The organism is Rasiella rasia, from assembly GCF_011044175.1.
Classification (GTDB): Bacteria; Bacteroidota; Bacteroidia; order Flavobacteriales; family Flavobacteriaceae; genus Marinirhabdus; species Marinirhabdus rasia.
Genome location: NZ_CP049057.1, coordinates 821,531 through 846,859, shown reverse-complemented (window position 1 = coordinate 846,859; position 25,329 = coordinate 821,531). Strand labels below are relative to the sequence as shown.

Here is a 25,329-nt window from a genome sequence, read left to right as displayed (position 1 = left end):
ATGAATTGCACTAAATTTTTGTCTGATTTTTCTGAAGAATTTAATCACAAGCCGTTAGTTTCTCTAAAGATATGATTTTAATTGAATTAGGCAGTTCAAATAATGACGTACATAGGTTTTACATATGATACGGCTGGTCATGAGCGGCTGTTATCGTATAAAGGTACCCTTTCGGTACGCATAGGTTGGTAGAGCGTAAACGTAAATAGCAATGCAGTGTAGTCAACTAGTTCTTCAATTTCGATAACGGAAATGGCTCTATGTCTGGAAAATGAATTGAGTAAATGACATCAGTTATTAACCATGTACTATCTATTTTCGCTAAATTCCATTTTTCATTTCCCCACTGTATCATTTTTTCATCCGAAAAGAACGCGTAATCAAAAGATATAGAACTTATAGGTCCGTTAATCGTAGTGTTGATTTGATAGAATTTTTCATGTAGATTCTTAGTTGATTTACATATATCTCGTATAAATTCTTTGTGATCTGAAACTGCGACTCCTTGAAAATCAGAATATTTTTTCTTAATAGACCATTCAGTTTTTTCAGACATTATACCAGTAAATGGTACAGATTCATCAAAGAAAATTTTATAGAATCTCAGGCTATCTTTTTCAATTATTGATTCTTTAAATTCAACAATAACTTGCTGGATATTTAAGCTGTCAGAAGGTTGGTTTTGTCCATAAGTAGCAATAGGAATTATCAAAATCAACACTAAAAATATTATTTCAATTTTTAAATTATGAATAATCTTATTTTTTCTCATTATTCTTAACTTCTTAGTTGGATACAGTGGTTTTGTATACGATGTCGTTGCACATTTGAACAACTAAATTAACAAATACAACACGAATATAAAATCCCAGAAGATTTTCGTAAGTATGCGAGTACTAGCGATAAATTATACACGCTGTTGAGCAGAGTTTTTTACTTTTTATTTAATGATTCTATCACATCTGAAATAAATTCTTCAGGTAAATAATGTCCTGATTCGTAGAATTTCAATGTTTTGTCTTTAATCTCGATTTTATCATAAAAATCTTGCACCTCCTTTTCTGTATACCAATTATCTTTTGTTCCCATAAGTAAAGTAATAGGCGCTTTTTGTATTGGTGCATATATTTCACTTGAATAGCGTTCATCAATCCTTTTAGCGTTTTCCTCATTGAGTCCTAAACTCATACCTGTCTTAAGAGCATTTCCCAAAGGTGCTACGCATGCGACTATTCGGTTCAATCTGTTATCAACCGAGTTTAAATAAATAGCCATTGTTCCACCCATACTATACCCAACTACATCAAAAGTAATCTGCGCCTCTTTCGCAAGTGATTGCATATAGTCCATTATTACTCTAACGTCTTTAACCGAAGTTGCAAAAAGGTTGATTATTTTTTCTACATCTTGTGTTGGGAAAAATGAAATTGGTGATGCAAAGTCGGCTTCATAACTTCTTTCTCCATGATATTTAGCATCGGGTATTATAACATTGTATCCAATTGATAATAGAGAATCTTTTAAAGTTACATATTTTTTAGACAGGCTTGATGTTGGGTTAACCCAGTTTTCTTTACTACCAGTCATACCATGAAGTAGTATAACGAACTTGTTTTTTCTATTATCTTTTGGTTTAATAACGTAGAATGGTATTCTAGAATCAAATCCATCTATAACATTTTTTTCAAAAATGGTGCCGTCGTCTGATGTGTTACTTTCAACAACTTTAGCATTGTATTCAACTTTTGGAGAATAATTTAAATAGGCAATTTCTTCTTGTGCAAATGAAATGGCACTAATGAAAATTAGTCCAATAAGCATTAGTAAAGTTCTGATTTTTCTCATAATTTCAATTTGACTTAGTTGTTCTTTAAATTCTACTCAACGGTTTTGCATATGATACGGCGGGTCTTGAGCGGCAGTTATGGTAGGGCAGTGGCGCCTCCTCACGGTTTTACCCGATGGACAAGTTAGTGATAAATAAGAGATTTAGAATGCTATAACAATTTCAACCATAAATTATATTCGTTATTGTACTTTCCTTATTAGTTAATTTCTAAATCAATTTCAACTAAAATTTGTTCAATTTGCTCTTTTATTCCGCCAAAAACTCTTGGCCCATTGGCAGCTGAAATTGTTAGATAATAATCTAAAAGCTCATTTTCAAATTCAATAGAATTAAATATTTGCCTATTATTCCTTGAATCAGAAATTGATTTGTTTTCAAATTCACGACCTCTATCCATCAACAAATTTCGTATACTTCCATTCTTATTTAAATGGTTTTTTAATTTACTCTTTAAATTAGTAATGGTATTTCGCATTAAAAATAAAAAATCTAATTTGCTTTCAAATGAAGCCAGACTTTGTCTTAGTTTTTTATTTTTAATTATATTAAGATTCCCTGAACTGATAATATCGGTTAAAACTCCTTTTGAAGGTTGATAGGTTGCGTCGCCAGAAAAAACTGAATACAACATATCTGATATAGCCTTATCACTTATTGTGTCTAGTACATTCGCATCAAATAAAGTCAACATATCCTCTACTGCATTTACTCTTTCCTTGTTGTTTTGAAGACTATTATTTATTTTCTCTAAGTTAATTTCAAATTCAGTTTGCAACGACAATAAATACGATTGTTCTATTTTTGTTTCTTGTCTACTATTATTAAAATTATTAATCTGTAATGCAATTAATATTCCAATTACAACCAATATAATTTCTCCAATGGCATAGAGTAGATACTTACTGAATTTGTTTTCATTCAGCATTTTTTGTCGAATTTTTCGAAAAAATTTTATCACGAGTGGTTAGTTTCTCTAAAGATATGATTTTAATTGAATTAGGTAGTTCAAATAATGAAGCACAACTAGTTTAATTATGATTTGTAGTGACTTTTCGGCTGTTCTCGCCAGAATGTAGCCTTTTCAGCCCGGGTGGGTTGGTTAGCGTGAATCTAAGTAACGTCATAGCGCAATATTATATGCAAAACCGTTAGCACTATTTTTTTACTTTATCTAAAGGTTCATGCCATTCAGACTATCAGTCCCAGACACCTTCAGGAATTAGCTTTTCCTCTACTATTTCAACCAGCAATCGCAATTACCCATGTACGTTGTTGTCCTTTCGTTGTCTTTCATTAATTCAGCTCTCGTGTTGACTTATTGATATAAGACATATCTCGGAGGCTTCAGTCCATTTAGTCGCATATAAACAAGCATTTGCCCTCTGTGATGAGTTATATGGTCGGCAAGCAGTAATAAAACTTGTCGTTTTGTTCTGTTCGATCCAAAATAGTCCAACCTTTCATCCAATCGTTTTATATCAAAATTTGCTATGAATTCAATTGTTTTACTGAAAGTCTCGTCTATTTTATCAATCATTTCCTGTTTTGATTTGTTATCTATTTTAAGCTCTATGTCGGTATTCCAATCCCTTGCTTCACGTCCACCCATTAATGATTGACTATGCCAATCCATGGCCCATCCAATGTGCATTAAGTTTTCGGAAAAACTCATTGATTCTGGTGTTGCTTTGAAATCATATTTATCTTCTGGCATAGTTTCGGCAATGAGGATAAGATATTTTCTAGAGTTTTCCAATCGTTCCAAATATTCCTTGATAAAGTCATTTTTCTGGCTGAAGATTGGTTGGAAAAATGAAGACAATACCATTATCGAAGTCAGAATTGTAATTTTTTTTAAGTTTCTCATTTAAATCAGTTTAATTTTTAGATAAAGTTTGCACACCCAATGAATGGCAACGAATTTGCCTATGACAGGCCGGGCTCGCGGAACGTAGCAGCATAGTAGCATCTAGCTGTAGTTTTGGTAGGGCAATGGCGACGCCTTCTAGTTTTTTCGTTATTTTTTAATTTCATCTCTAATCAATGAAATGAGTTCATTTATTGACTGTTCTATTTGAATTAGGTTATTTTTATTAAACGATAACATTCCAAATATATCTCTTGACTCAGATGCTAGTTCAAAGTAGTGTTTTTCAAATAGCTCTGGTGTTGTACTTTGGGTAATAGGTAGTTCTGGTGTATATTCCACAACTATTCCAATCTTCTCTTTTAATATAGAACCCAATTGGTTATGATATTTGTTGTCAATTTGGGAATCTAAATCTTCATAAGCTTTATATTGATAATCGTAAAGATTAATAAGCAACGACTTTATTTTATCAGATTTTATTAAATCAAAACCATTGTTTGAGGTAAGTAAGTTATAAACTCCTGATTTTGGAATAAAGCTTCGGCCAGCATTACCAAATGACATCAAGTATTCATTAAGTTTATCTTCGGGGAGTTCTAAAAGCTCAACGTTCTTTTCTAAGGGAATAATCTTGCGTAGTGCATCTAATCCTATCGTATTCCTTTTAATAGTTAGATTAACTGTAATAGAGTCCTGTTCCAGCGATGTTAGTAAATTCAGATAATTTTCTTGTGCTAAATTTTTGGATTTTCTATTCTCATTCCAATTATTAATCGATAAGGCAATTAAAATTCCAATAACGACAAGAATTATTTCGCCGATTGCATAAAGAAGATATTTGCTGAATTTGTTTTCGGTCAGCAGTTTTTGGCGAATTTTCCGAAAGAATTTTATCACAAGTCGTTAGTTTCTCTAAAGATATGATTTTAATTGAATTAAGAAGATCAAATAATGACGCACAATGGATTTATGTATGATTTTTGTCGCCTTTCAATTTTATCCGATAGACTAATTTACGATTAATTGTAAGAAATACAATTCACTTAACAATGTGACAGTTGGATTGTATGATTTGTTGTAAGAAGTTTTATCGATTCTATAATTCTTTAGAATTAAATTTTCCGATATGCCATAATACTCCACTAGGATCATGAAGAAAAAATTCCTTTCCCCACTCATTAAATACTATTCTAGATAATCTGACATTTTCATATTTTTCGGTCAATTTTAAATTCTGTATATATTTCAAAATACTTTCCAAATTATCCACTTCCAAGAAAATCATTGAATTATCAATCCAATCTTTAACATATGCATCTTGCAAATAAAATCCGAAATCACCAATGTGGAAGTATGACATATTTTTTGAAGTAATTACTTCCTCAAAACCTAAATCTCTGTAAAAGTTTCGAGAAATTGTGTAATTCTTAGAACCTATAAAAGCCCTAATAGATTTTCCTGATATTTTCATTTTGGTATTTTTATTAAATTGCTTACAACGGGCTTATGTTTGATTTGTGGCGGCTTTGTGGCTGATTCGGCAGAGCCGTAAATGTAATTAGCAACGCGGCGTTGCATTTGGCTGTAGCGTCGGCAGGGCAGTAGAGCCGCCTATCGGTTTTATCCGATATATCAATTTTTTATAAAGTTAAGAAATTTGATTAAAGCCAAGTATGGACGCTGTATTAAATGCGTTGCTTTACTTTCGTTGCTTTTTATTCAGCTATTGTTCTAATTCTTTGTCAATTTGAAAAATAATATCCTTAAGGCTTTCCTGGTTTATTACAAATGTTCTCCAATAATAAAAATTCTTGGATTGAAAATAAATATTAAGATCAGCAATTAAATACTCATCCGTTAAATCACTAATGTTTTTAAATGGCTTATAAGCTATTATATGAGCATATTTATAATTTAAATCAGATGATTCCTGCCTTAAGATTTCAAATAGATTTTCATTGGTAGGCGCATTAAAAGTATAAAACCTTTGAATATTTGAATATAAAGTGTCATTTATTATAAGGTCAGAATTGCCATCAGCAATCATTGCATCGTAGGCACTTGTGCTTGACCGAAAGGGCATATCATATCCAAATAACTCCGAATAAGATATTTTGCTAATAGTATCAAAGCCTTCAAAGGAAGTTATTTCTTTTCGAGGATTAAACGAAGGCAAAACCTTCTTAAAGTACATAATCTCTCTTCCCCAATAAGGTTTTAATTCTTCGATTAACTCTAAATCTTTATACATATCTGAACGAATCTCTTTCAAAATTGTGGTAGCTTTCATTTCGCCCTTTTGAATTTCATTCCAATTATTAATCTGCAATGCAATCAAAATTCCAATTACCACAAGTAGAATTTCTCCAATAGCATAAATCAGATATTTACTGAATTTATTTTCAGTCAGAGTTTTTTTTTCGAATTTTCCGGAAGAATTTTATCACAAGCGGTTAGTTTCTCTAAAGATATGATTTTAATTGAATTGGTTTTTCAAATAATGAAGCACAACGGTTTTGATTATAAATAGTTGCGGGAAAGGACGCGAGTCATTTTCCGCCGTAACAGAATGATAATTAATCTCATTAATTATACACGTTATTGTATGCAGTAAATAATAGCTATTTTATAATTTCCGCATTTTTAAGAAGCTCATTTAGTCTATTCCTGTCTAGATATTTGCCGTTTTGAATGACACCAAAAATGGTCTGTGTATTTTCGATTTTTTCAAGAGGATTATTATTTAGTAATACTAAATCAGCAATTTTATTTTCAGTTACTGTTCCTAATGAATCGGATAAATTAAAATATAACGATGGATTAATTGTGGCGGTTTGCAGGGCTTCTCCATTAGTTAATCCACTTTTTACCAATAGTTTTAGTTCATTATGTATGCTAAATCCTGGTACAACATATGAAACACCACAGTCAGTTCCGGCGAGAAGTTTTACTCCATTCTTATTTAATTTATTAGTAATAGTTTTAGCAATGGACACCATTTTCTTGCCAGATTCCCAAGTTTCTTCAGGAAACATATTGGTTGGAAACTCATTATTCGGATCCCATCCATTAAACATTTCAAGTGGAATGTATTTGTTTATTGAATCTTTTGTAAAATCAACTTCTTTTCTGTACCAATGATTATTCAAAGTTATTAAGGTAGGTGTAATAAATGTTTTGTTTTTGACAAGAGTATTAGACAATTTATTTAGCTCATCTTCATCTAATGTACTAGAATATAAAGTTCCAATTTCAGTAAATGCCTTAATTGCGTTTGGGATATTTCTTTGCATAAAGGCATGCTTAAAGACAACTTCTAAACTATCTATTCTACTTTGTTGAGATGAACAAGATTCAAAAATACCGTTTAAATGTTCTATACTTTTTTGACCCAATTCCGAAGCATCAATCGCAGTAATAATATCTGGCGTATGACCCGTAAAAGGCAAATTCAGTTCTTTGCATTTCAGTGAAATTGCCTCGTAAATGTCTTTGGAAAGGTCATCATAAACCTTTATGAAATCAGCTCCCTTTTGATGTAAGGAGTCTACAAGATGGATTGCCTCATCAGCCGATTTAGGTTGTAATGTACCCTGCAATAATGTAAATGGACCATCTATTATATGTCCTGAAAGAAAAATTCTTGGCATAAGTGTATTTGATGCCACAAGTGAATCCCGTGCTTCAATGCTTCCCCATAAATCTCGTACTCCCAAAACACCATTGGCCATGAATAGATTGAGAAAGCCTTTATGCTTGTTTGAAGTTGTATAATGGGTATGCATATCCCATAAACTTGGAATTAGATATTTGTTTGTGCCATCAATTATGGTTTCGGCTTTAATTACACTAGAATCCGAATAAGGTTCGATTAAAATTATTTTTCCATTTTCAATCGCAATGGTCTGACTTGAATTTGTAATTTGATTTTCGACATCGATTATATTCACATTAGTGATTACTATGTCAGCTTGAATTTCTTTGTTCTTACAGCTTATAAAAGATAAAAGAAAGATTGAACAAATTATTCCAAAAATTATTCTTTTCATCACTTAGATTTTTATTAATGCATACAACGGTATTGTGTATGGAACGTAGCGCGTAAAAAGACACTAACTTTTCGCATTAACACAGAGCCGAATTTCTATATTTCATTTTATTTTTTCATTTTTAAAAGGCAAATTAAAAATTTGGCAGACTTTATAAATATACACAAACCTTTCGGTTTAGTACTTATTAGCTATGTTATACACCGTGTTAACAAACGTATTTTAATCATTGAGTTCTTCGCATTTATAATCAAAATCACTTAAGATTTTAATTATATTCTCTACGATATCACTTTGGCTATCAATACGTAAAATATTATCACAATCATCAAGGTCAAAATTCCAACTCGAAATAGCTTCAATTTCATTCAGTTGCGGTGTTAGCACTTTTATTGAATTTTTAGATTTTACTGATGTCTTGAATATGTAAATCATTGTAATGTGTGTCAAAAAAAGATTAAAAGACATTTGGTAAAACACCAAATGTCTCTAATATTTACTCTGTCTGTGAGTCTTTTATACCTATTATATGGGTTTAACTGAAATACACATATCAAAAATATGTAAACCTTGTGGGTGTGTTTTTGCATCATTTAAGTGACTTAAATATACCGCTCTATCGTCTGGTTGATAACCACTATTTGGAAACCATTCGTTATAGAGATAGTCCCACGCTGAAAAGCATTCATCTAGCGTGCCTTCTTTATGAAGAACAACATATTTACCTCCTTTAATAACTGTCTTTCCAATTTCTCCTTCACCCTCAATTTCTTTTGAAACCGATAAACAAGTATCAGCTTGAAGCATTCCGTCAGAATCTGGCATACTTCTATAAACCGTCAAAGCTTTTGTTATTGGGAAGTTCAAAAGATCCCTAGCATTCGCCCAAGTTAATAATGAGTCGAACATTTTTCCAAAATTTTCAGAATCATGTACATGAATTGAATGGTTTCTAAGATAGATGACAGGTATATCATCTATATTTTTAATTTCAATGTTGATGTTGTTCTTAAGCTCCATATTTGTAAATTTTTGAATTAATAATATGGGTGCAATTTCGATATCATTATTTTTTAGTGGTTGTCCAATCTTGCTATCTGGTTGTCTATTCTTGCTATTTATCTCTTTCCATTGTGAAGGACTAATTTTATAGTTTTTTTTAAAGGACTTAGAAAATGAAGAAACATTAGTAAATCCAACAGAATAAGCAATATTCGATATAGTACTTTCTGAATTGTTAAGTAATTTATATTCAGCTTTACTTAATTTGGTTTTTGTGATAAAGTCATTGGGAGTTACTCCTGTAATTGCTTTAAATATTCTGTGAAAGTGAAATTTTGAAAAATTTGAAACCTCGGCCAACTCGTTTAATTTAATCTCCCGGTCTACATTTAATCTTATATAATCAATTACTCTATTTATTCTAAAAACATATTCCCTAAATGAGTTTTCTTGGATAGATTCATTCATTTTTTTATTTTATGTTTGCTAACAAGTTTGTATATGATAACCAGCGGATTTTTTGCACTAATTTTTCAGTTTATCCCTGACCTTTTTTATTATTTGTCTTTTGATTAAGTACTTAAACGGCTATTTTTTATATACGTTGTTATGTGCTGGCTTTTATTTATTTCCTGTTTTAAATTCAATCAAATACGGTTTTAATGGAATCCAATCTTTTGTTCTAAAATTGTTATGTAATAAGATTTGATACTGTTTATTAGGTTCTAAATCTACGGGAATTGTATAAGATTTATTGTCTTCTGACCAGTATCTACCAACTACGCTATTTTTCGGGAAATAGTCCTTGCCTAAAGGCCCAAATTCTATTCCTGTACTAGTACCATTTAATGGCTCTGAAAATTCTACCGTGATTTGGTTGATTTTTGGATTTACATTTTCATTTTTGTTTTCAAATTGATTTATTCCTATCGCAGTAGGTCTTTTATTCTCAAAATTTTGATAAAGTTCATCAAGCGATGCTGAAAAAAAACTTGTTGAATGTACGAATTGCTCTATTTCGGTTTCGTTGTTAAAATCTAATTCAATAAGCTTTTTGATGGCTTCTTTCTTATTTTCTGCTTGGTCATAAAAGTTTTCTGCCATTTGATACCCTATGTAATATATTAAATCTCGCACTCCAAATTCATTAGATGCACCACTGCTCCATAACCATTTGAATCTATTGTTGGTATAGAACATTTCTTGTTCAAATTTTTCTCTAACAATATCTGCGTTTTTCTTCCCAAATTCAATAGCAGGTGCAGCAGAAGGAACACCCATTGCTTTTACAGAAACAAATTCTGCAACACCTTCGTAAATTGCCAAAGAAAGTAAGTTGTGAACCATTGGTTTCTGTTGTGTATGGACATATTCATGAATGTTCAATAGAACCAAATTATTAATAGGGCTACTATCAAAAAATGTTCGTCTATCTTCTTGCTCTTCTTTAGGAAATTCTGTTGAAATTGTGTGTTTATCTGCCATTGCCAATTCGCTACCTATTAGTACTAAACTGTCTAATGTGGTTCCATTTGTTCTAAATGCTCCAATTGTAAAATAGATTTTTGCAGGTTTTAGGTCAGGATAAATTTTTCTAAATTTTTCAATTCCATCTTGTAATTCAGAACCAAATAGGTTGGCTTTTAAAGTGTTTTCTCTAATTGAAGTCCAATATTCGGGATAGTTGTTAATAGAGCGTAAGTAATCTTGCGGTGTATAATTTCTTACTTGTCGGATAGCTTTTAATCCTTCTGTCCCTTTCTTAAAGTACAGGCTGTCGAGATAATGGTATTGCAAAGTTGAATCTTGAGTCATTGTGATTTTGTCATAGGCTTCCCAAAAGTTATTTATGTCTGTTGTTACAATGTTTTTATAGCCCTTTTTTTCTGTTTGACAACTCACTAAAATCGTTACTGTTGTCAGTAAACCCAAAATTTTTTTCATATTTATTTCAGTATTTTATTCAGCTTGCACATAACGGTTTTGTGTATGATTAGTGGCGTGTTCTAATCACCTAATTTAGCAAATAAAAACTGAATAGAAAATCTGCGGGGATTTTCAGAAGTAGGCGAGAACAAGCAATTACTTATAGCCATTGTTGTGCTTTCGTTATTTTTTAATTTCGGTTTCCAAGAAATTAATTATTTCCTTATTCAGTTCAATACATTTTTCGTGTCTATCAAGTAATAATGATTTATATACAATCAGGTTTTCAACGATATTTTCGAATTCAATGTTTTTGAGTAGATCATTATTGTTTATTTCAAATCCTGATTTAGGAAATCTTATTTTAGTAATCTCTTCGTCATTGGTTTTTTCATCAGAATTTAACCAACTGCCATTTTTAATGATGTATCTAATAAAGTCATCAGTAAAATCAACTACAGATTTTTCTCTGTCTTTTAATGTTTCAAGTGTCGGTAACCAAGAAGAAAGTTTATTCCGTAAAATATCGTTTTTTATTATACCCAGATTACCCGAGTTAATCAAATCCAATAAAAACCCATTTTGAGGATAGTATTTTGGAACGTTTCCAACCGATTGCAGTAAACTATCGATATCGAATGAAGCTTGATATTTACTACCTGTATTATCAAGAATTATGAAACTATTTTTTTTAATTTCTTTTAGTTCTGCAATAGATTTATTTAATTCTGATTGATTGTACTCAAAATCCAGTTTAAGATTAAGAAGTGCCTTTCGTTCAAAATCATTTTCATTTAAGGCATCATTATAATTATTCAATTGCAATGCAATCAAAATTCCGATAACCACAAGAATTATTTCACCAATTGCATAAATCAAATATTTACTGAATTTGTTCTCAACAACTAAATTTTGACGAATTTTTCTAAAGAATTTTATCATTGGTAGTGGTTTCTGGTAATGAAGCACAGCGGTTTTGCATATGATACGGTGGGTAATAAGTGGCTGATTCAGCTATGTTTAAATGCGGAGTAGCAACGTGGCGTAGCATCTGGCTATAGCTTCGGCAGGGCAGTGGCGCCGCCTATCGATTTTATCCGATGGACTAATCTACGATTAATTGTCGGAAATCCAATTCACTTAGCAATGTGACCGCCGTATTATATGCGTTGTTGCGCTTTCGTTATTTAATTTCTTTATCGATATTCTCAACAAGTTGAAGAGCCTCTTCTTTATATTGTTTTAAATGACCTAAGTATCCATTGAAATACAGTCCATAAAATGAAATTACTCTATTTCTATAATCAATAGATGAAAGTGCATATTTTACAAAGTCTTCATTAAATACAACTTTTTCATAATCTTCAAACCAAGTCATATTGTTTTTAAAATAGCTGCGATTTTCTTTGAAATCTATAATTACTTCTTGTAAAGCTACATCAATTTCAATGTTAAAGAATGAATAAAAATTATTAATCTCTATTGAAAGACTATCTTGATAGGAATTAAGAACTGTGCTATTTTGCTCTAATAATTTTAATCCTTTCGTTTTTAGTTTTATGTCTGGGAAGCCACCAAGAGTTCTAATACAACTGTTACATTTTAAATAATCATCATAGGTCATTTCCTTATTAATGACTCGTTTGAATAAACTATCTCGAGACTTGCTACCAACAAGTACTTTATCAATGGTTTCAATATCAGATAATAAATCACTTTGTATAATTGAATAAATTCCTTTGATTGTATCATTAAGTTTACGATTCTCATTCCAATTACTAATTGATAGCGCAATCAAAATACCAATTACGACTAGTACAATCTCTCCAAGAGCATATTTAAAATACTTTCCAGTTTTTCCCTCTGAAAGTAAGTTTTGTCTAATTTTTCTAAAGAATTTTATCATTGGTTAGTGGTTTCTGGTAACGTGTTTGTGTATTGCTCGTTGCGGAAAATCAGCTATGATTTTCCGACGTAACCGAAAGATAGCAAATTGCAATGAATTCCGATTAGGAATTCATTGCAATGAGCTATGCACGTTTTTGTGGCTAGTTATTTTTCCCAGTTATTTCTCTTCCAATTCTTTGATATTCCGTTTTTACGTTTTGGGGCATTCCTCTAGCTCCAATAGATTCTGAAATATCAAATCCGTTTGGCCAAAAGTATCCTAGAATGCCAATGACTTTTTCATCACTTTTGGCTAATTCGTAATAGTTCTCAGCCACGTCATCCATTTGGGTCAATTCTATCCCTCCAAAGTCTCCGTGTGCCCAGTTTATATAATGACTATCTAGAATAATCATAATCTTTTGATTCGGGTCAGAAATTTTTGATTGTAGCGTATTCCAATCTTGTTGAAATTCAAAGTTGGTATTCGGGTTTTCAACGAAGTAACGGTCAAAACCAATCCAGTCAACTGTCTGCGGAACTTGTAAGTCATTTAATGATGGATAAGCTTCAATTATCATTGTGGGTATGTTCGGGAATTCCGTTTGCAGTAGTCGAGCTACAGCATCCAATTCTGTGAAAGTTATTCCATTCCAAGTTGGTTCCTCGCCAATGTAAAATGTACCAATGTAATTGGTGCTTAAAATAGATTGATTTATAGTTTTAAATTCATTCCATCTTTCCTGATAATCTGTCCTTAAATCATAATTTGATTCTGAAGGACTATTATTGTCTATTAATACAAAGAACAATTCATTGAGGTGTAAAATTGCTTTTAAATCCAAATCGGCAAAGGTTTGTGTCCTTTGAACAATATTGTCATTTGGATTCACAACTAAAATATCAGCTATGTTACTGAAGTTATGTATTTCATCAGCGTAATTGGTTTTGACTTCGGAATCGGTTGGGTCATCCCAATATGTGTCGACTATTGTAAATCCGAAATATTCGATGTGGGCGTTTATGCTTTCAAACGTACTCGATTCGTCATCTTTTTTACAAGCAAATAGAATGCAGGAAATCAATGTGTAAGCTACAATACTTTTCATTTCGTTTAATTAGCCACAACGAGCTATACACGTTGTTGTACTTTCGTTATTTACACTTTTTATCTCTTAATAGTTTCATAGGTTTCTGTAATTCTTGTCTTAAATTAGAAAAATGATGTTTCTGCCTAATTTGCATACCCAAAATAAAAACAAGATTGTCTTGAAATTTTATGAAATATGGGTGAGTAGGGTCGTTGGTCCAATTAACGTTTGGCAATAAAGCAATATGTTCCTTATCAAGCTCTTTTTTCATATAGTCAATGTCTTGATATCCTAATTCAGTTATAAGCTCAAAATCAGTATATCTTTTAACAATTTCATTCCGATTTTCTTTTAGTAGATTTACAGAATTATCCAAAAATGTACTGTATTCAATCAGTCTGTTCTTTAATTTAATATCCGTTAACAGTTTTAATTGTCCAGAAGATGTTAAATCTTCAAAAGTAATGTTACTGGGTACAGAAACATCGTGTCTTAAAGCGGCAGTAAATTTGTTAAGAATTATACTCCTATCATTTGGTATAATGTTTAAATCTTTTATAAGCTCTTTAGTTAGTTCTATTCTGTTGGTTGTTAGCTCATAATTTTCATCAATTAACTTTTCATTTAGTTCAAAGTCATCTAAAATTCTACAATAATAATTTGCTTCAGTAATCTTATTTTTTCGGTTTTCATTCCAATTATTTATCTGCAAAGCAATTAAAATTCCAATAACGACAAGAATGATTTCTCCGATGGCATATTTAAAATACTTTCCAGTCTTTCCTTCTGAAAGTAAGTTTTGTCTAATTTTTCTAAAGAATTTTATCATTCTAATTCTGTTTTGATAATTTGAAGAATAGATTGTATTTTCTCTTCGAGTTTACCGTAATAGTTGATGTTAGCCGACCTAGCTGAAAAAACAAATCCGGTTAATTTGTTGTCAAACTTTGGCGACTTTAGTAAATGCCTATTTTGTATATTAAATTTTGAATTGGGAAGGTCATAAACATTGCCTCTTGTATCAATTACCCCTTGTCGAGGATTCCCTTCATCCATCCATTGGTCGATTAATGCAATTCTATATTTAGCAAGTTCCGTTTCTTGGAACTGAACCTTATCCAAGTGACCTCCCCATGATGAAAGAAGGTTTTTCAAATCTTGATTTTTAAAAAGATCAAGTTTTCCTGAACTTATTATTTCATCAAGCACTCCATTGCTTGGATGGTAAACCACCTCGTTGAGTGTAACATTAAAGAAAATCTTAGAGAATTCTTTCTCACTTAATTGGGGTTCATCTGGCCCCATTTTCTTGATTAGTTCTAATGCAAAATCAGCATATTTGGAATTATTAATCATCAATTTTTCAAGCATTATTTTGTTGTACTCAAATTCTTCCTGCAATGCAATAAGATAGTTTTGTTCTAATTTGCTCTGTACTCTTAGTTCATTAGAATTATTAATCTGAAGCGCAATCAAAATCCCAATAACAACAAGAATTATTTCTCCAATAGCATAGATGAGATACTTACTGAATTTATTTTCAGAGAGTAAATTTTGTCTAATTTTTCTAAAGAATTTTATCATTAGAGGTTAGTTTCTCTAAAGATATGATTTTAATTGAATTGGGAAGTTCAAATAATGTCTCGTCCTAAAATACGGCTACAGGTTAAAATTGGTTTTAAGCGGCATTTTTGTGCACGTAGTTAGGTGTTTTATAGTTTAAAGATAAATGTAATCTTTCAGAGTTGTAAAGTTTGATTGCATTTTTGGTTGCACTTTTTGCTTCCTTCACGCTGGCAAAGGTCTGGTCGAGGTAGAATTCATCTTTTAGAATTCCGTTTACACGTTCTGCCAGGGCGTTCTCATAACAGTGGTTCTCTTGTGTCATACTTATGGCGATGCTTTTTCTTTTTAGTTCGTTTGTATAGACATTACTGCAATACTGTATTCCGCGATCAGAGTGGTGTATCAGGTTTTTCAGTCCTCTGTTTGCGTACAGGGCTTTTTTGAGCGCCCTGACACATCCAGAGAGTTCCAAGCTATCACTGAGGTCAAATCCCACGATTTTTCGCGAGTGCATGTCCGTTATGAGCGCTAGGTAGCAAAACCCCTTTATGGTCCTGATGTAAGTGATATCTGCCGCCCAGACCTGATTTGGTCTATCAATGGCTACATCTTTGATGATATTGTCATACTTGTAGAACCTATGGTGCGAATGGGTTGTTCGGGACGAATATTTCTTTCGCCGTATCAACAGGTCATTTTCTCTTAGAATCCGGAACAATCGGTCTCTTCCAATTTTCAGGTTGTGCTTCTGGAAGTCACAATCGAGTGATTTCATTAGTTTTCGAGTACCTTCTCTGGGGAGTGTCCTTCGTCTTTTATGGACGAGTTCTATAACTTGGCTTTCCAGTTGTTTTCGTTCGACAAATCGTTTCTGGTACTTGTAGAGCGCATCACGTTTTAAGGAGAAGCCATGGCAAATAATCTTTTTGCTGAATAGCTTCTCTTTTGAGTTTTTCTCGACAGTTTTCATTAGGGCTTGATGTTTAGTTTTTTTTTAAGTTCCGAAACATCTTTGTAGCCCAGTTTTTCGGCGGCCACTTCCAGGTAACTATCATCGATCATCTTGTCGAGATCCTTTTTAATCAGGAGTTCTTTCAGCTGCTTGAGTTCTTTCTGGAGTGCCTTTATTCGGCTGATTTCATCATCTGTTTGCACGATTACACGGGTGTTCATTAAATCGGTTCGATTGTACTTTTTGATCCATTCGTTAATGGTACTGGGCTGGATTCCGTAAAGGAGTCCGATTTGTCTTTTGGAGTGGTTACCTTTTGAAAGTTCTGTCAGAACTTTCAATTTAAAGCTCTCGCTGTAACGTCTTGAATATCCATCATTTTTATACATATACATTGGTTTAGTGTATACATATTTCAGGACGGGTCATAATTACCCCTAACGGTTTTGTATATGATTTGTGGCGACTTAGCGGCTGCTTCGGCTGAGCGTAAATGCGGAGTAGCAACGTGGCGTAGCATTTGGCTGGTGACGTTTGAAGCGCAATGGCGCCGCCTATCGGTTTTATCCGAATTGAAAGTTAATCAAAAAATATGGGAATTTTCAATTGTTGAGAATGCTAGCTATAAATTATATACGTTGTTAGGGGTAGTTACTTTAATCCCTTTCGTGTAATCATCAGCTGGATGCGTGATAATATTAAACTCCTTGTCATTTATCGACTCAATTACCCAATCAGTCCAACTTGCTGATATTATTTTTATCCGATTTATTGTATTGTCAGATTTGTTAATGACAGTAAGGAAAGATTTTGGCCATTGATTTGGAGATTTAAATTCTCGCAAGAATATGTTTTCATTAGTCTCAAAGAAAAAAGTACCAAAACATCTTTTATCTACGAGATCGTTCAAAGTGTTATTTTTGAATTTTAGTTTATAGAATTTAATTACTCCATCAAAACCTGTTTCCGCAAAGATTTTCCGATGTATTTCTCGGTTTCCACTTTCAATCCAAATTGTCCAATTTTCATGTACCTCAGTGTAGTTTTTTTTGAACGGGATGAAAAAAATAAAAATTTTGAAAGGTAAAAACATGATAGATGCCAAAATAGAAAACCAAATTGTAGTATTTCGTTTTGGTTTACCTATTTGAAAATCTGTCAATTCTATGTCTGTCATTTTGTAATTACCCCTAACGTTGTTGTATATGGAAAGTTGCGTGTTTGTGTGCGAGGATTTTCCGAAGGAAAATCAGAAGCTAGCAAACAAAGCAACTTCCTTTGGTTTAGGGTAAAACTAGCAATTTTTTATATACAGTGTTGTAGCCAGTTGATTTCAAACCAACTTTTATTAGGTTATTATTCAAATGCTGTAAAAATAACTTCTCTAGTTACTTGCCAACGATTATCTTCCCAAATTAAATCAATACTAAGCGCTATCTTTTGTTCAATTCCAGTTAAGTTTACTTTTCGCTTTAATACTGCATGACCATTAGTTTGATTGCATTCAATGTGGATAAATTCAACCCAAGTATTTAAAGGTTCATCTCCATTATCAAGTTTAGATTGAAATAAATCTATAAACGTTTGCTTATTGGAAATCATTGTTTGTCCAGATGCATCAATCATTAGTACATGCAAATTATCGTGATAAATTTCATCTAATTTATCAATATCAAAAGTTGTGGCGGTTGCTATTAAATTCTCAATCGTTTTTCTTATTCCTTCTTTTGTTTGTGTATTCATTTTTTTAAGATTTAGTACTGCTTTGCGTATATTTTCCAAAGACTTTTCTATCATAAATCCATGAGGTAGTAACGGCAATTACACCAATTACAGCTGGCATTTGTTCTCCGTCACCAATAGCCAAATGAGCTATCAATGCTAATAAGACATCAAATAGAAAACCAGCGTAAGCAAGCTCTTTTAGAAATAGAGACTTTTTAGACAGTATGGCAATTATGCCTAACAATTTTAATGTTGCTAATGGATAGATTATCCAAGTTGGAAACCCAAGACTTGTAAAAGCACTTTCAACGTATGTGTAATTAAAAAAATACATTATAGCACTAAACATGAATAATGCACTAAGTATTCCTGTTGAGGTCCAATAAATAATTTTGTTTCTTTTCATAATATTAAATTTTTTCGGTTTGTAGGTTGTTTTTTAAAATGTGTAATAGTTCTGTGGGTTCAATTCGTGTCATATAATCTTCTTCAAAATGGACAAATACTACTTCCATTTTTTTATTAATAATATATACCGCTGGAACCGGTAATTCAAAATTGTTGTTCCCGTGAATTTTTGTGAAATCCATGCCTAAATTTTCAAATTCCTTTTTGGAGGCTTCATCTAGTTTAAAAACGATACCAATTGCTTTCATCAATTGAGCATCTACATCTGTTAAAACCGGAAATGATAAGGCGTTTTTATTGGTAGTTGCATTAGCAAGCTTACTTATTTCTGCACTTATTCCTACAATGTCAGCATTTAGTTCATTAAAGGCTTCTCTTAATCGCTCATACTCACGAAGTTCCATATTACAATAAGGACACCAACCGCCTCTGTAAAAGTTTAGAATTAGAAACTTCTGTTCTATTAAATCACTTAATAATGAACTATCTCCACTATTATCTTGAAGATTCATATTTGGAACATAATCACCTACTTGTAGGGCATTCTCTTTTAACTTATTTTTTCTGATGTCATCAATACTATCGGTGAAGACTTTAATTATTGACTGCGGCATTCTTTCCATAGTAGCATTCCGCATTTGTTTTAATTGTTCTTGCAATGTCATATTTACACCAAATTTTTGTTGGTACAAATATCATTTCAAACAACTGAAACTTGATTATCTATACTTGCAAATAAATAGTCAATATCTAACCGAGAGTAGTTTTTTCTAATTTTTGTTGAAATTGATTTGGAGTCTGGTTTGTGAATTTTTTAAAAAACCGATTAAAATTTGAGGGTTCTTTAAAGCCCATTTTATAAGCTATTTCTTGAGAAGTATATTGGTTTTCTGAAATATTTCGTTTGGCTTCTAGTAGTAACCAACTATCTAGGAAAGCTTTGGCTGTCTTATAACCAATCTCTTTACAAACATCGTTTAAATATTTGTAAGACACATTTAGTTTTTTTGCGTAATCTTTTGCATTATGACTTTCATGATAGTACTCCGTTATTAATTGTTTAAATTGAATAAAATCTTTAAAGCGTTGGCTCTCAAATGTTTTGTGTTGATAAATAGAAAGACGTTTTATTTGAAACATTAACGCCATAAATGTTGAATTGATAATTTCAGACTTCATCATATTGTTGGAATCCAAATGTAAATTTTCAAGAAGTTGTAAAAACGGATTCAAGGTTGCCATATTCTCTTTTCCAATCAAAATACTCGGGGTGTGATAAATATGAAGAAAGTGAAATAAGTTCTTTTCACTTATATTTTCGGTGATAAATTTTTCTTCAAAAGAAATAATGCATCCTTTAACGTTTAGGTTTTTGTTGAAAGAATGAATTTGGTCTTTTGTAAGAGGTAAAATTACTCCTGGAGATAACAGTTCTTCCTTAAAATCAATAGTGTGGAAACTTTCACCTTCCGTAATTATTAACAAAGCATTAAATTTGATTCTATGAGGATTTGATAAATCATAATCACTTTCTTTACACCGTCTGTAAAGTTCTTTAAAAGATATGAATTCAAAGGGAATAGGTTGGTTAACAAACCGTGAAAATATTATATTTTCTATGTCATTGTTCATGGGTTACTATTGTCCTTTTTAATTGGCTACAATGGTCTTGTATATGATTTGTGGCGACTTAGCTTGCTAGGGAGGCTTAATGAGCCCTTCTTACGAAATCCACCCTAGACAATGTTCTTTAAAGCGAATTGAGCGTTGAGCGCTTGACAGAGCCAGATTTTTCAATTTAGCCGGAGTAAAAGCGCCGTTTCGGATGGCAAGCCTCGCCGATTTTATCCGATTGACAAGTTAGTAATAATTATAGGATTTAAAATGCCTTTACAAATGTTAGCCATGAATTATATACGTTGTTGTGCTTAGTTTTTATTTTCAAAATCGCCATACTTTTATAAGTGTTTTTTTCTTAAACTTTCTGCGTATTGAATAAAAGAGCCATCAAAAAATTGTTTATTTGGACTTTCTAGCAGTGCTCCAAAGCCAGGAGTTAGTATCATACCATCAACTAATGATTTTCTAGATTCCCAATTTTTTTTACTCAACATTTTGTTTTCGTTCTGTAAAAATAGATTCTCAACGTGTCTTATTTCGGCAGCAAATAAGTGAAAACCATGATTATGTTCTTCTTCGGTTAAGACTTCTGGATTCATTCGGAAAGTTGAAATTATTCTTGATGATTCATTTGAAGAACCTAAACTTAGGAGTATATGAATATCTAAGGCCGCAATCTCATGAAAAGTTGATGCTTGTGTTGCTTTTGTATTACTTCTTATTTGTAATCCTACAAAAATCAATGAAATGATAACAGCAAGGGCTGAAATGATTTCTGCAATCAAAGCATATTCTTCAAGTATTTCTTTCATAATTATTTTCTTTAGTACTATTAATAAAAGTTCAACTTATTAATTTACTTGTAGTAATTTTTCCCGTTTTCTGAAATTAAGCACAACGGTTTTGCATAAAGTTCCGTTGCGGAACTTTCTGACCAAGTTACATAGAATTTCCCTGATTTCCCGAATGGCAATTGATTCCGAGTATCTAAAAATAAGCAATGGACTTTATGCGTTGTTACCTAACGTTGCACGACCCGAGCTTTGCGAGTGCGATTAAATCTTTCAGCAGAAGGATAATCTTCTTGGCACATTTCCCACAAGCGCAATTGAGTCCGCCGTGGACGCATCTTTCAGATTTAATACTATTCCAAGAAAGCGTGAATGAATCCGATATTGAATTCGGTTTGATAAGTTGCGTAAATAATTCCGATGTAAAGACAGTTTCTTTAAACTAACGTTAGTGCCAATGTTTGGTAACGGTTTTGCATAAAGTTCCGTTGCGGAACTTCCAGACCAAGTTACATAGAATTTCCCTGATTTCCCGAATGGCAATTGATTCCGAGTATCTAAAAATAAGCAATGGACTTTATGCGTTGTTACCTAACGTTGCACGACCCGAGCTTTGCGAGTGCGATTAAATCTTTCAGCAGAAGGATATTCTTCTTGTCACATTTCCCGCAAGCGCAATTGAGTCCGCCGTGGACGCATCTTTCAGATTTAACACTATTCCAAGAAAGCGTGAATGAATCCGATATTGAATTCGGTTTGATAAGCTGCGTAAATAAATCCGATGTAAAGACAGTTTGTTTAAACTAACGTTAGTGCCAATGTTTGGTAACGGTTTTGCATATGATACGGCGGGTAATGAGCGGCTGCTTCGGCTGGGCGTAGATGCGGAGTAGCAACGTGGCGTAGCATCTGGCTTTAGCGTCGTCAGGGCAGTGGCGCCGCCTATCGGTTTTATCCGATGTATCAATTTTTTATAAAGTTAGGAAATTTAATTAAAGCCGAATGTGAACGCTGTATTATATGCGTTGTTGCCCACAGTATTTTTCTTTCCGTTATTTAATGCCAACCAGTAAAAATGTCAAAAATTCCGTCCGCAATGTAATGCCAAAACGACTTTTTCTTCTTTTCAAAATTTGGGTCTTTTATCCAAAATCCGCAAACATTACAAATAACTTGATCTTTGTAAGTTGCTCTTCCATCCAATCCATCAAGCGAAGAAATCTCATCTTCCAATCCAAATTGTCCAGTATTATTTATCCATTCAACTTTTTCATATCTAATTTTATCGGTTGAGCATCTTGGACATCTTATTTTTCCATTTTCCGTATCGCGTTTTGGATTAGTCGCAATCAGTTTTTCAATCCGCTGTTCAGTCAGTCCTTTATCCGCAATATATTTCTCGATTTCGGATTGAGTTTCTGGCATGTAAGTTTTGAGTTTGAATTTGGCAAAATATGCTAATTCATAATCATCTAAATCAGTTAGAAATTTTATAACTCGGGTCATTTAGAATATTGTGGGCAACGGTTTTGCATAAAGTTCCGTTGCGGAACTTCCAGACCAAGTTACATAGAATTTCCCTGATTTCCCGAATGGCAATTGATTCCGAGTATCTAAAAATAAGCAATGGACTTTATGCGTTGTTACCTAACGTTGCACGACCCGAGCTTTGCGAGTGCGATTAAATCTTTCAGCAGAAGGATAATCTTCTTGTCACATTTCCCGCAAGCGCAATTGAGTCCGCCGTGGACGCATCTTTCAGATTTAACACTATTCCAAGAAAGCGTGAATGAATCCGATATTGAATTCGGTTTGATAAGTTGCGTAAATAAATCCGATGTAAAGACAGTTTCTTTAAACTAACGTTAGTGCCAATGTTTGGTAACGGTCCAGTATATGGCCCGTAGCGTGCAAAAAGGTACGGACTTTTCGGTTATGTACTGAGCCGAATTTTTAAATTTTCTTGTTACTTTATTTTCGCTAACGAGCCAAATTTAAAAATTTGGCGGGCATCGCAAATGCGCCAAGGCCTTTGTTCAAGCACTTTCCCAGCTATGGGCTATATACATTGTTAGCAAACGTTTTTATTTCCACGTATTTTTTATTTCTACTCGTTTTGGAAGTTCCAAGTCAATTTTATCAATTAAACTCTTGCCACCAAAAGCAACTGTGCCTTCGTGTGAAAAATAGATTATCCAGTTATGATTTTTATCCGTGAATACTGATTCCCAATAATCATCATTAAATAAGGCTGGGTCTAATTCGAAATCAACTTTGTCCTCATTCAGGTGATAGATGGTTTTTCCGCTATCGGATGAGATAATTTCTGCTATTTTCTCATAGTCCGTATCGTCTAAAAAATCAACGTCAAAAAAGAAAGTATTTTCAGCCTTAGTTTTAACTAATGGTTCCCAATAATAATTGTCAAATTCCCAACTGTTAAAATCCCATTTTTGTTTTAACGCTGTTTTAATTTTAAGACTTTCTTCATTTGTCAGCCTTCGTTTAAATTTAATAGGCGATATGTTTTTCAATTCATTAGGCTGTAATTCCGATACAAATTGGATAAAGTTATTTTTTTCAGATTCAATTTTATTCAAATGCCCTTTTTTGCTGAATGCAGTTGTTTCATTCTTCAAGTTTTCAGTTCCAAGTTTAATGATGTCAGATTTAAGTTTATCATAATCATCATATGATTTTCCAGTCAAATACAGGACACCATTTAGCAATGCTTTTGCTATATACTGCTGTGTGCTAAATCCATTTTTATACAGTTCTAAGCAATAATTTCTGACGTGAGTTATGATTTTTTCTGAATTTGTCATCAAATGTTTGCTAACGGTTTTGCATATGATACGGCGGGGCATGAGCGGCTGCTTCGGCTATGTGTAAATGCGGAGTAGCAACGTGGCGTAGCATTTGGCTTTAGCGTCGGCAGGGCAGTGGCGCCGCCTATCGGTTTTATCCGATGGACTAATTTACGATTAATTGTAAGAATTACAATTCACTTAACCATTAGACCGCTGTATTATATGCGGTGTTGTAAGTAGTTGTTTCATTTTTCGCATTCTGTAAATAGCCACACAACTCCACCCTTGCCCCATTCGCCTAATAAATCAATTGCATAATCATTCCTCAATGTGACTAGCGTATCAATTACCAATGGATTTATACCATATACTTCTGTAATTGAGCCTTTCTCAAAGTTATAATCTTTTATCAATGTGACTGCACTCCGCCCAGATATTATTAATTTTTTTTTCTCTTCGGATGGATCTTGATACCGATTATCCATAACTCTAGTAAACGTTTCACGAATTTTCTTTCTATCGAATTCCAAATTAATGTCAATTCTTTCGTGACTTACCACTTTTGAAGATCCATTCATAAAATGACCCTTACTTATTTTCAATGTATCCCCAATTATTACTTTCAATTTGAAATTCCCATTACAATCAGAAGAAGAAAGTTCATTAGTTCTCAAATTTTCAATATCTGCTTTTTCGATTGCAATGTTGAGATCATTTCTAACAGTTCCCCATAATTCAAATTCTTGAGAAGAAAGTTGAAAAGTTACAAATAGAAATAATATTTTTAATGTTAACTTCATTTAAATCAACAATTACTTACAACGTGTTTGTGTAAGCGTCAGTAACGGGAAAGTGCGCGAGTACTTTCCTCTGACGCAACTAATTTAATTAAAAGGCTTGAATTTCCGATTAGGAAATTCAGCCGTTATTGCGTTTACACGTTGTTGGCAAACGTTATTATTTCTTCATTGTCGCATTACTCATCATTAAATCATATTCAATCCCATCATCCTTGATTTTCCCTATCACTTTGATAGTTTTGTTTTCGTTTATATCTGGTTCTTCTGATTTGTCCGAAAACAAAATCACAATTCTTCTTATAATTCCCTTATAGTCGATTTCGGTCAGAATATAGTTGTGTCCACCATCAGCTCCTGTTGTTTGAACTTTATAATTTTCTATAACTAATTCCGTCATTTCATTTAATTACTTGGTAAAGACAGCATTTTTAAGTTTTCCGTTTTTAAAATCCAATTCGCAAATAAAGCAACCAAAATTCCATAGTTTATTTCCACGTCCTTTCATAAATTCCACATAAGAGTCAGCAGTCATATTTGTTGGGTGTTCAGCCGTCCAAATCAATTTGCCATTACTGTCAAAAGCTTTGCAGTTTTGAAACTGTCTGTGTCGTGGCGCATTTTTGTCAAAATCATAAATCACAACAGCTAAATTGTCAATGATTCGAACATCTTTTATTTGGTGTTCTAGCTCAAATTGTTTTCCGTCAATAATTAAAGTTCTGTTATCGGATTTTACTTTTTTCAATGCGTTTTTCTTAATGTTTGCCAACGGTTTTGCATATGATACGGCGGGGCATGAGCGGCTGATTCGGCTGGGCGTAGATGCGGAGTAGCAACGTGGCGTAGCATCTGGCTTTAGCGTCGGCAGGGCAGTGGCGCCGCCTATCGGTTTTATCCGATGTATCAATTTTTTATAAAGTTAGGAAATTTAATTAAAGCCGAATGTGAACGCTGTATTATATGCGTTGTTACCTAACGTGGTA

Annotated in this window: 29 protein-coding genes; all 29 read right to left on the bottom strand. The window is 32.7% G+C overall.

What is annotated here, in order from left to right:
• Positions 1–226: 226 nt before the first annotated feature.
• Entirely contained in the window at positions 227–772 is a 546-nt protein-coding gene (locus G5B37_RS03960) for a hypothetical protein (RefSeq protein ID WP_164678772.1), read from the bottom strand.
• Positions 773–933: 161 nt separating this feature from the next.
• Positions 934–1,845: an alpha/beta hydrolase family protein gene (locus G5B37_RS03955; protein WP_164678771.1), complete on the bottom strand. Its 912-nt coding sequence runs from the start codon at positions 1,843–1,845 to the stop codon at positions 934–936.
• Positions 1,846–2,045: 200 nt separating this feature from the next.
• A complete protein-coding gene (locus G5B37_RS03950) occupies positions 2,046–2,807 on the bottom strand; it encodes a DUF6090 family protein (RefSeq protein ID WP_164678770.1) in 762 nt (253 codons plus the stop codon).
• Between the two features lie 357 nt (positions 2,808–3,164).
• Positions 3,165–3,716: a DinB family protein gene (locus G5B37_RS03945; RefSeq protein WP_164678769.1), complete on the bottom strand. Its 552-nt coding sequence runs from the start codon at positions 3,714–3,716 to the stop codon at positions 3,165–3,167.
• A gap of 150 nt (positions 3,717–3,866) precedes the next feature.
• Positions 3,867–4,616, bottom strand: a complete 750-nt coding sequence (locus G5B37_RS03940) for a DUF6090 family protein (protein ID WP_164678000.1) — start codon at positions 4,614–4,616, stop codon at positions 3,867–3,869.
• 199 nt (positions 4,617–4,815) lie between these two features.
• A complete protein-coding gene (locus G5B37_RS03935; RefSeq protein ID WP_164678768.1) occupies positions 4,816–5,190 on the bottom strand; it encodes a VOC family protein in 375 nt (124 codons plus the stop codon).
• A 252-nt stretch (positions 5,191–5,442) separates the two neighbouring features.
• Positions 5,443–6,072 (bottom strand): DUF6090 family protein, encoded by a 630-nt coding sequence (locus tag G5B37_RS03930; RefSeq protein ID WP_164678767.1) that lies wholly within the window; start codon positions 6,070–6,072, stop codon positions 5,443–5,445.
• Positions 6,073–6,340: 268 nt separating this feature from the next.
• Complete coding sequence (locus tag G5B37_RS03925; protein ID WP_164678766.1) at positions 6,341–7,768, bottom strand: amidohydrolase family protein; 1,428 nt, start codon at positions 7,766–7,768, stop codon at positions 6,341–6,343.
• Between the two features lie 222 nt (positions 7,769–7,990).
• Complete coding sequence (locus G5B37_RS03920; protein WP_164678765.1) at positions 7,991–8,203, bottom strand: hypothetical protein; 213 nt, start codon at positions 8,201–8,203, stop codon at positions 7,991–7,993.
• 90 nt (positions 8,204–8,293) lie between these two features.
• Positions 8,294–9,238 carry an AraC family transcriptional regulator gene (locus G5B37_RS03915; protein ID WP_164678764.1) on the bottom strand — a complete coding sequence of 315 codons (945 nt, stop codon included), beginning with the start codon at positions 9,236–9,238 and terminating at the stop codon, positions 8,294–8,296.
• Positions 9,239–9,391: 153 nt separating this feature from the next.
• A complete protein-coding gene (locus tag G5B37_RS03910) occupies positions 9,392–10,714 on the bottom strand; it encodes a hypothetical protein (RefSeq protein ID WP_164678763.1) in 1,323 nt (440 codons plus the stop codon).
• Between the two features lie 165 nt (positions 10,715–10,879).
• Complete coding sequence (locus G5B37_RS03905) at positions 10,880–11,638, bottom strand: hypothetical protein (protein ID WP_164677999.1); 759 nt, start codon at positions 11,636–11,638, stop codon at positions 10,880–10,882.
• 241 nt (positions 11,639–11,879) lie between these two features.
• The gene (locus G5B37_RS03900) at positions 11,880–12,602 is read right to left on the bottom strand and encodes a DUF6090 family protein (protein ID WP_164677998.1); all 723 of its coding nucleotides are present in this window, start codon (positions 12,600–12,602) and stop codon (positions 11,880–11,882) included.
• A 142-nt stretch (positions 12,603–12,744) separates the two neighbouring features.
• The gene (locus G5B37_RS03895; RefSeq protein ID WP_164678762.1) at positions 12,745–13,692 is read right to left on the bottom strand and encodes a hypothetical protein; all 948 of its coding nucleotides are present in this window, start codon (positions 13,690–13,692) and stop codon (positions 12,745–12,747) included.
• 46 nt (positions 13,693–13,738) lie between these two features.
• A complete protein-coding gene (locus G5B37_RS03890) occupies positions 13,739–14,503 on the bottom strand; it encodes a DUF6090 family protein (RefSeq protein ID WP_164678761.1) in 765 nt (254 codons plus the stop codon).
• Positions 14,500–15,258 carry a DUF6090 family protein gene (locus G5B37_RS03885; protein ID WP_164678760.1) on the bottom strand — a complete coding sequence of 253 codons (759 nt, stop codon included), beginning with the start codon at positions 15,256–15,258 and terminating at the stop codon, positions 14,500–14,502. The genes G5B37_RS03890 and G5B37_RS03885 overlap by 4 nt, the downstream gene beginning before the upstream one ends.
• A gap of 94 nt (positions 15,259–15,352) precedes the next feature.
• Positions 15,353–16,210, bottom strand: a complete 858-nt coding sequence (locus G5B37_RS03880) for an IS3 family transposase (RefSeq protein ID WP_164678746.1) — start codon at positions 16,208–16,210, stop codon at positions 15,353–15,355.
• Positions 16,210–16,581: a transposase gene (locus tag G5B37_RS03875; RefSeq protein ID WP_164678745.1), complete on the bottom strand. Its 372-nt coding sequence runs from the start codon at positions 16,579–16,581 to the stop codon at positions 16,210–16,212. The genes G5B37_RS03880 and G5B37_RS03875 overlap by 1 nt, the downstream gene beginning before the upstream one ends.
• Positions 16,582–16,814: 233 nt before the next feature.
• Complete coding sequence (locus G5B37_RS03870) at positions 16,815–17,369, bottom strand: hypothetical protein (RefSeq protein WP_164678759.1); 555 nt, start codon at positions 17,367–17,369, stop codon at positions 16,815–16,817.
• A 179-nt stretch (positions 17,370–17,548) separates the two neighbouring features.
• The gene (locus G5B37_RS03865; RefSeq protein ID WP_164678758.1) at positions 17,549–17,935 is read right to left on the bottom strand and encodes a nuclear transport factor 2 family protein; all 387 of its coding nucleotides are present in this window, start codon (positions 17,933–17,935) and stop codon (positions 17,549–17,551) included.
• Between the two features lie 4 nt (positions 17,936–17,939).
• Entirely contained in the window at positions 17,940–18,323 is a 384-nt protein-coding gene (locus G5B37_RS03860; protein ID WP_164678757.1) for a DoxX family protein, read from the bottom strand.
• A 4-nt stretch (positions 18,324–18,327) separates the two neighbouring features.
• Positions 18,328–18,990, bottom strand: coding sequence for a peroxiredoxin-like family protein (locus G5B37_RS03855; protein ID WP_164678756.1), 663 nt, complete (start codon positions 18,988–18,990; stop codon positions 18,328–18,330).
• 85 nt (positions 18,991–19,075) lie between these two features.
• Positions 19,076–19,957 (bottom strand): helix-turn-helix domain-containing protein, encoded by an 882-nt coding sequence (locus G5B37_RS03850; RefSeq protein WP_164678755.1) that lies wholly within the window; start codon positions 19,955–19,957, stop codon positions 19,076–19,078.
• Positions 19,958–20,283: 326 nt separating this feature from the next.
• Positions 20,284–20,757, bottom strand: a complete 474-nt coding sequence (locus G5B37_RS03845) for a hypothetical protein (RefSeq protein ID WP_164678754.1) — start codon at positions 20,755–20,757, stop codon at positions 20,284–20,286.
• Between the two features lie 1,035 nt (positions 20,758–21,792).
• Positions 21,793–22,242 carry a hypothetical protein gene (locus tag G5B37_RS03840; protein ID WP_164678717.1) on the bottom strand — a complete coding sequence of 150 codons (450 nt, stop codon included), beginning with the start codon at positions 22,240–22,242 and terminating at the stop codon, positions 21,793–21,795.
• Positions 22,243–22,820: 578 nt separating this feature from the next.
• Positions 22,821–23,561 (bottom strand): hypothetical protein, encoded by a 741-nt coding sequence (locus tag G5B37_RS03835; RefSeq protein WP_164678753.1) that lies wholly within the window; start codon positions 23,559–23,561, stop codon positions 22,821–22,823.
• Between the two features lie 230 nt (positions 23,562–23,791).
• Positions 23,792–24,346, bottom strand: coding sequence for a hypothetical protein (locus G5B37_RS03830; RefSeq protein ID WP_164678752.1), 555 nt, complete (start codon positions 24,344–24,346; stop codon positions 23,792–23,794).
• A 157-nt stretch (positions 24,347–24,503) separates the two neighbouring features.
• A complete protein-coding gene (locus G5B37_RS03825) occupies positions 24,504–24,743 on the bottom strand; it encodes a hypothetical protein (RefSeq protein WP_164678751.1) in 240 nt (79 codons plus the stop codon).
• A 9-nt stretch (positions 24,744–24,752) separates the two neighbouring features.
• Positions 24,753–25,091 carry a hypothetical protein gene (locus G5B37_RS03820; RefSeq protein WP_164678750.1) on the bottom strand — a complete coding sequence of 113 codons (339 nt, stop codon included), beginning with the start codon at positions 25,089–25,091 and terminating at the stop codon, positions 24,753–24,755.
• Positions 25,092–25,329 lie beyond the last annotated feature (238 nt).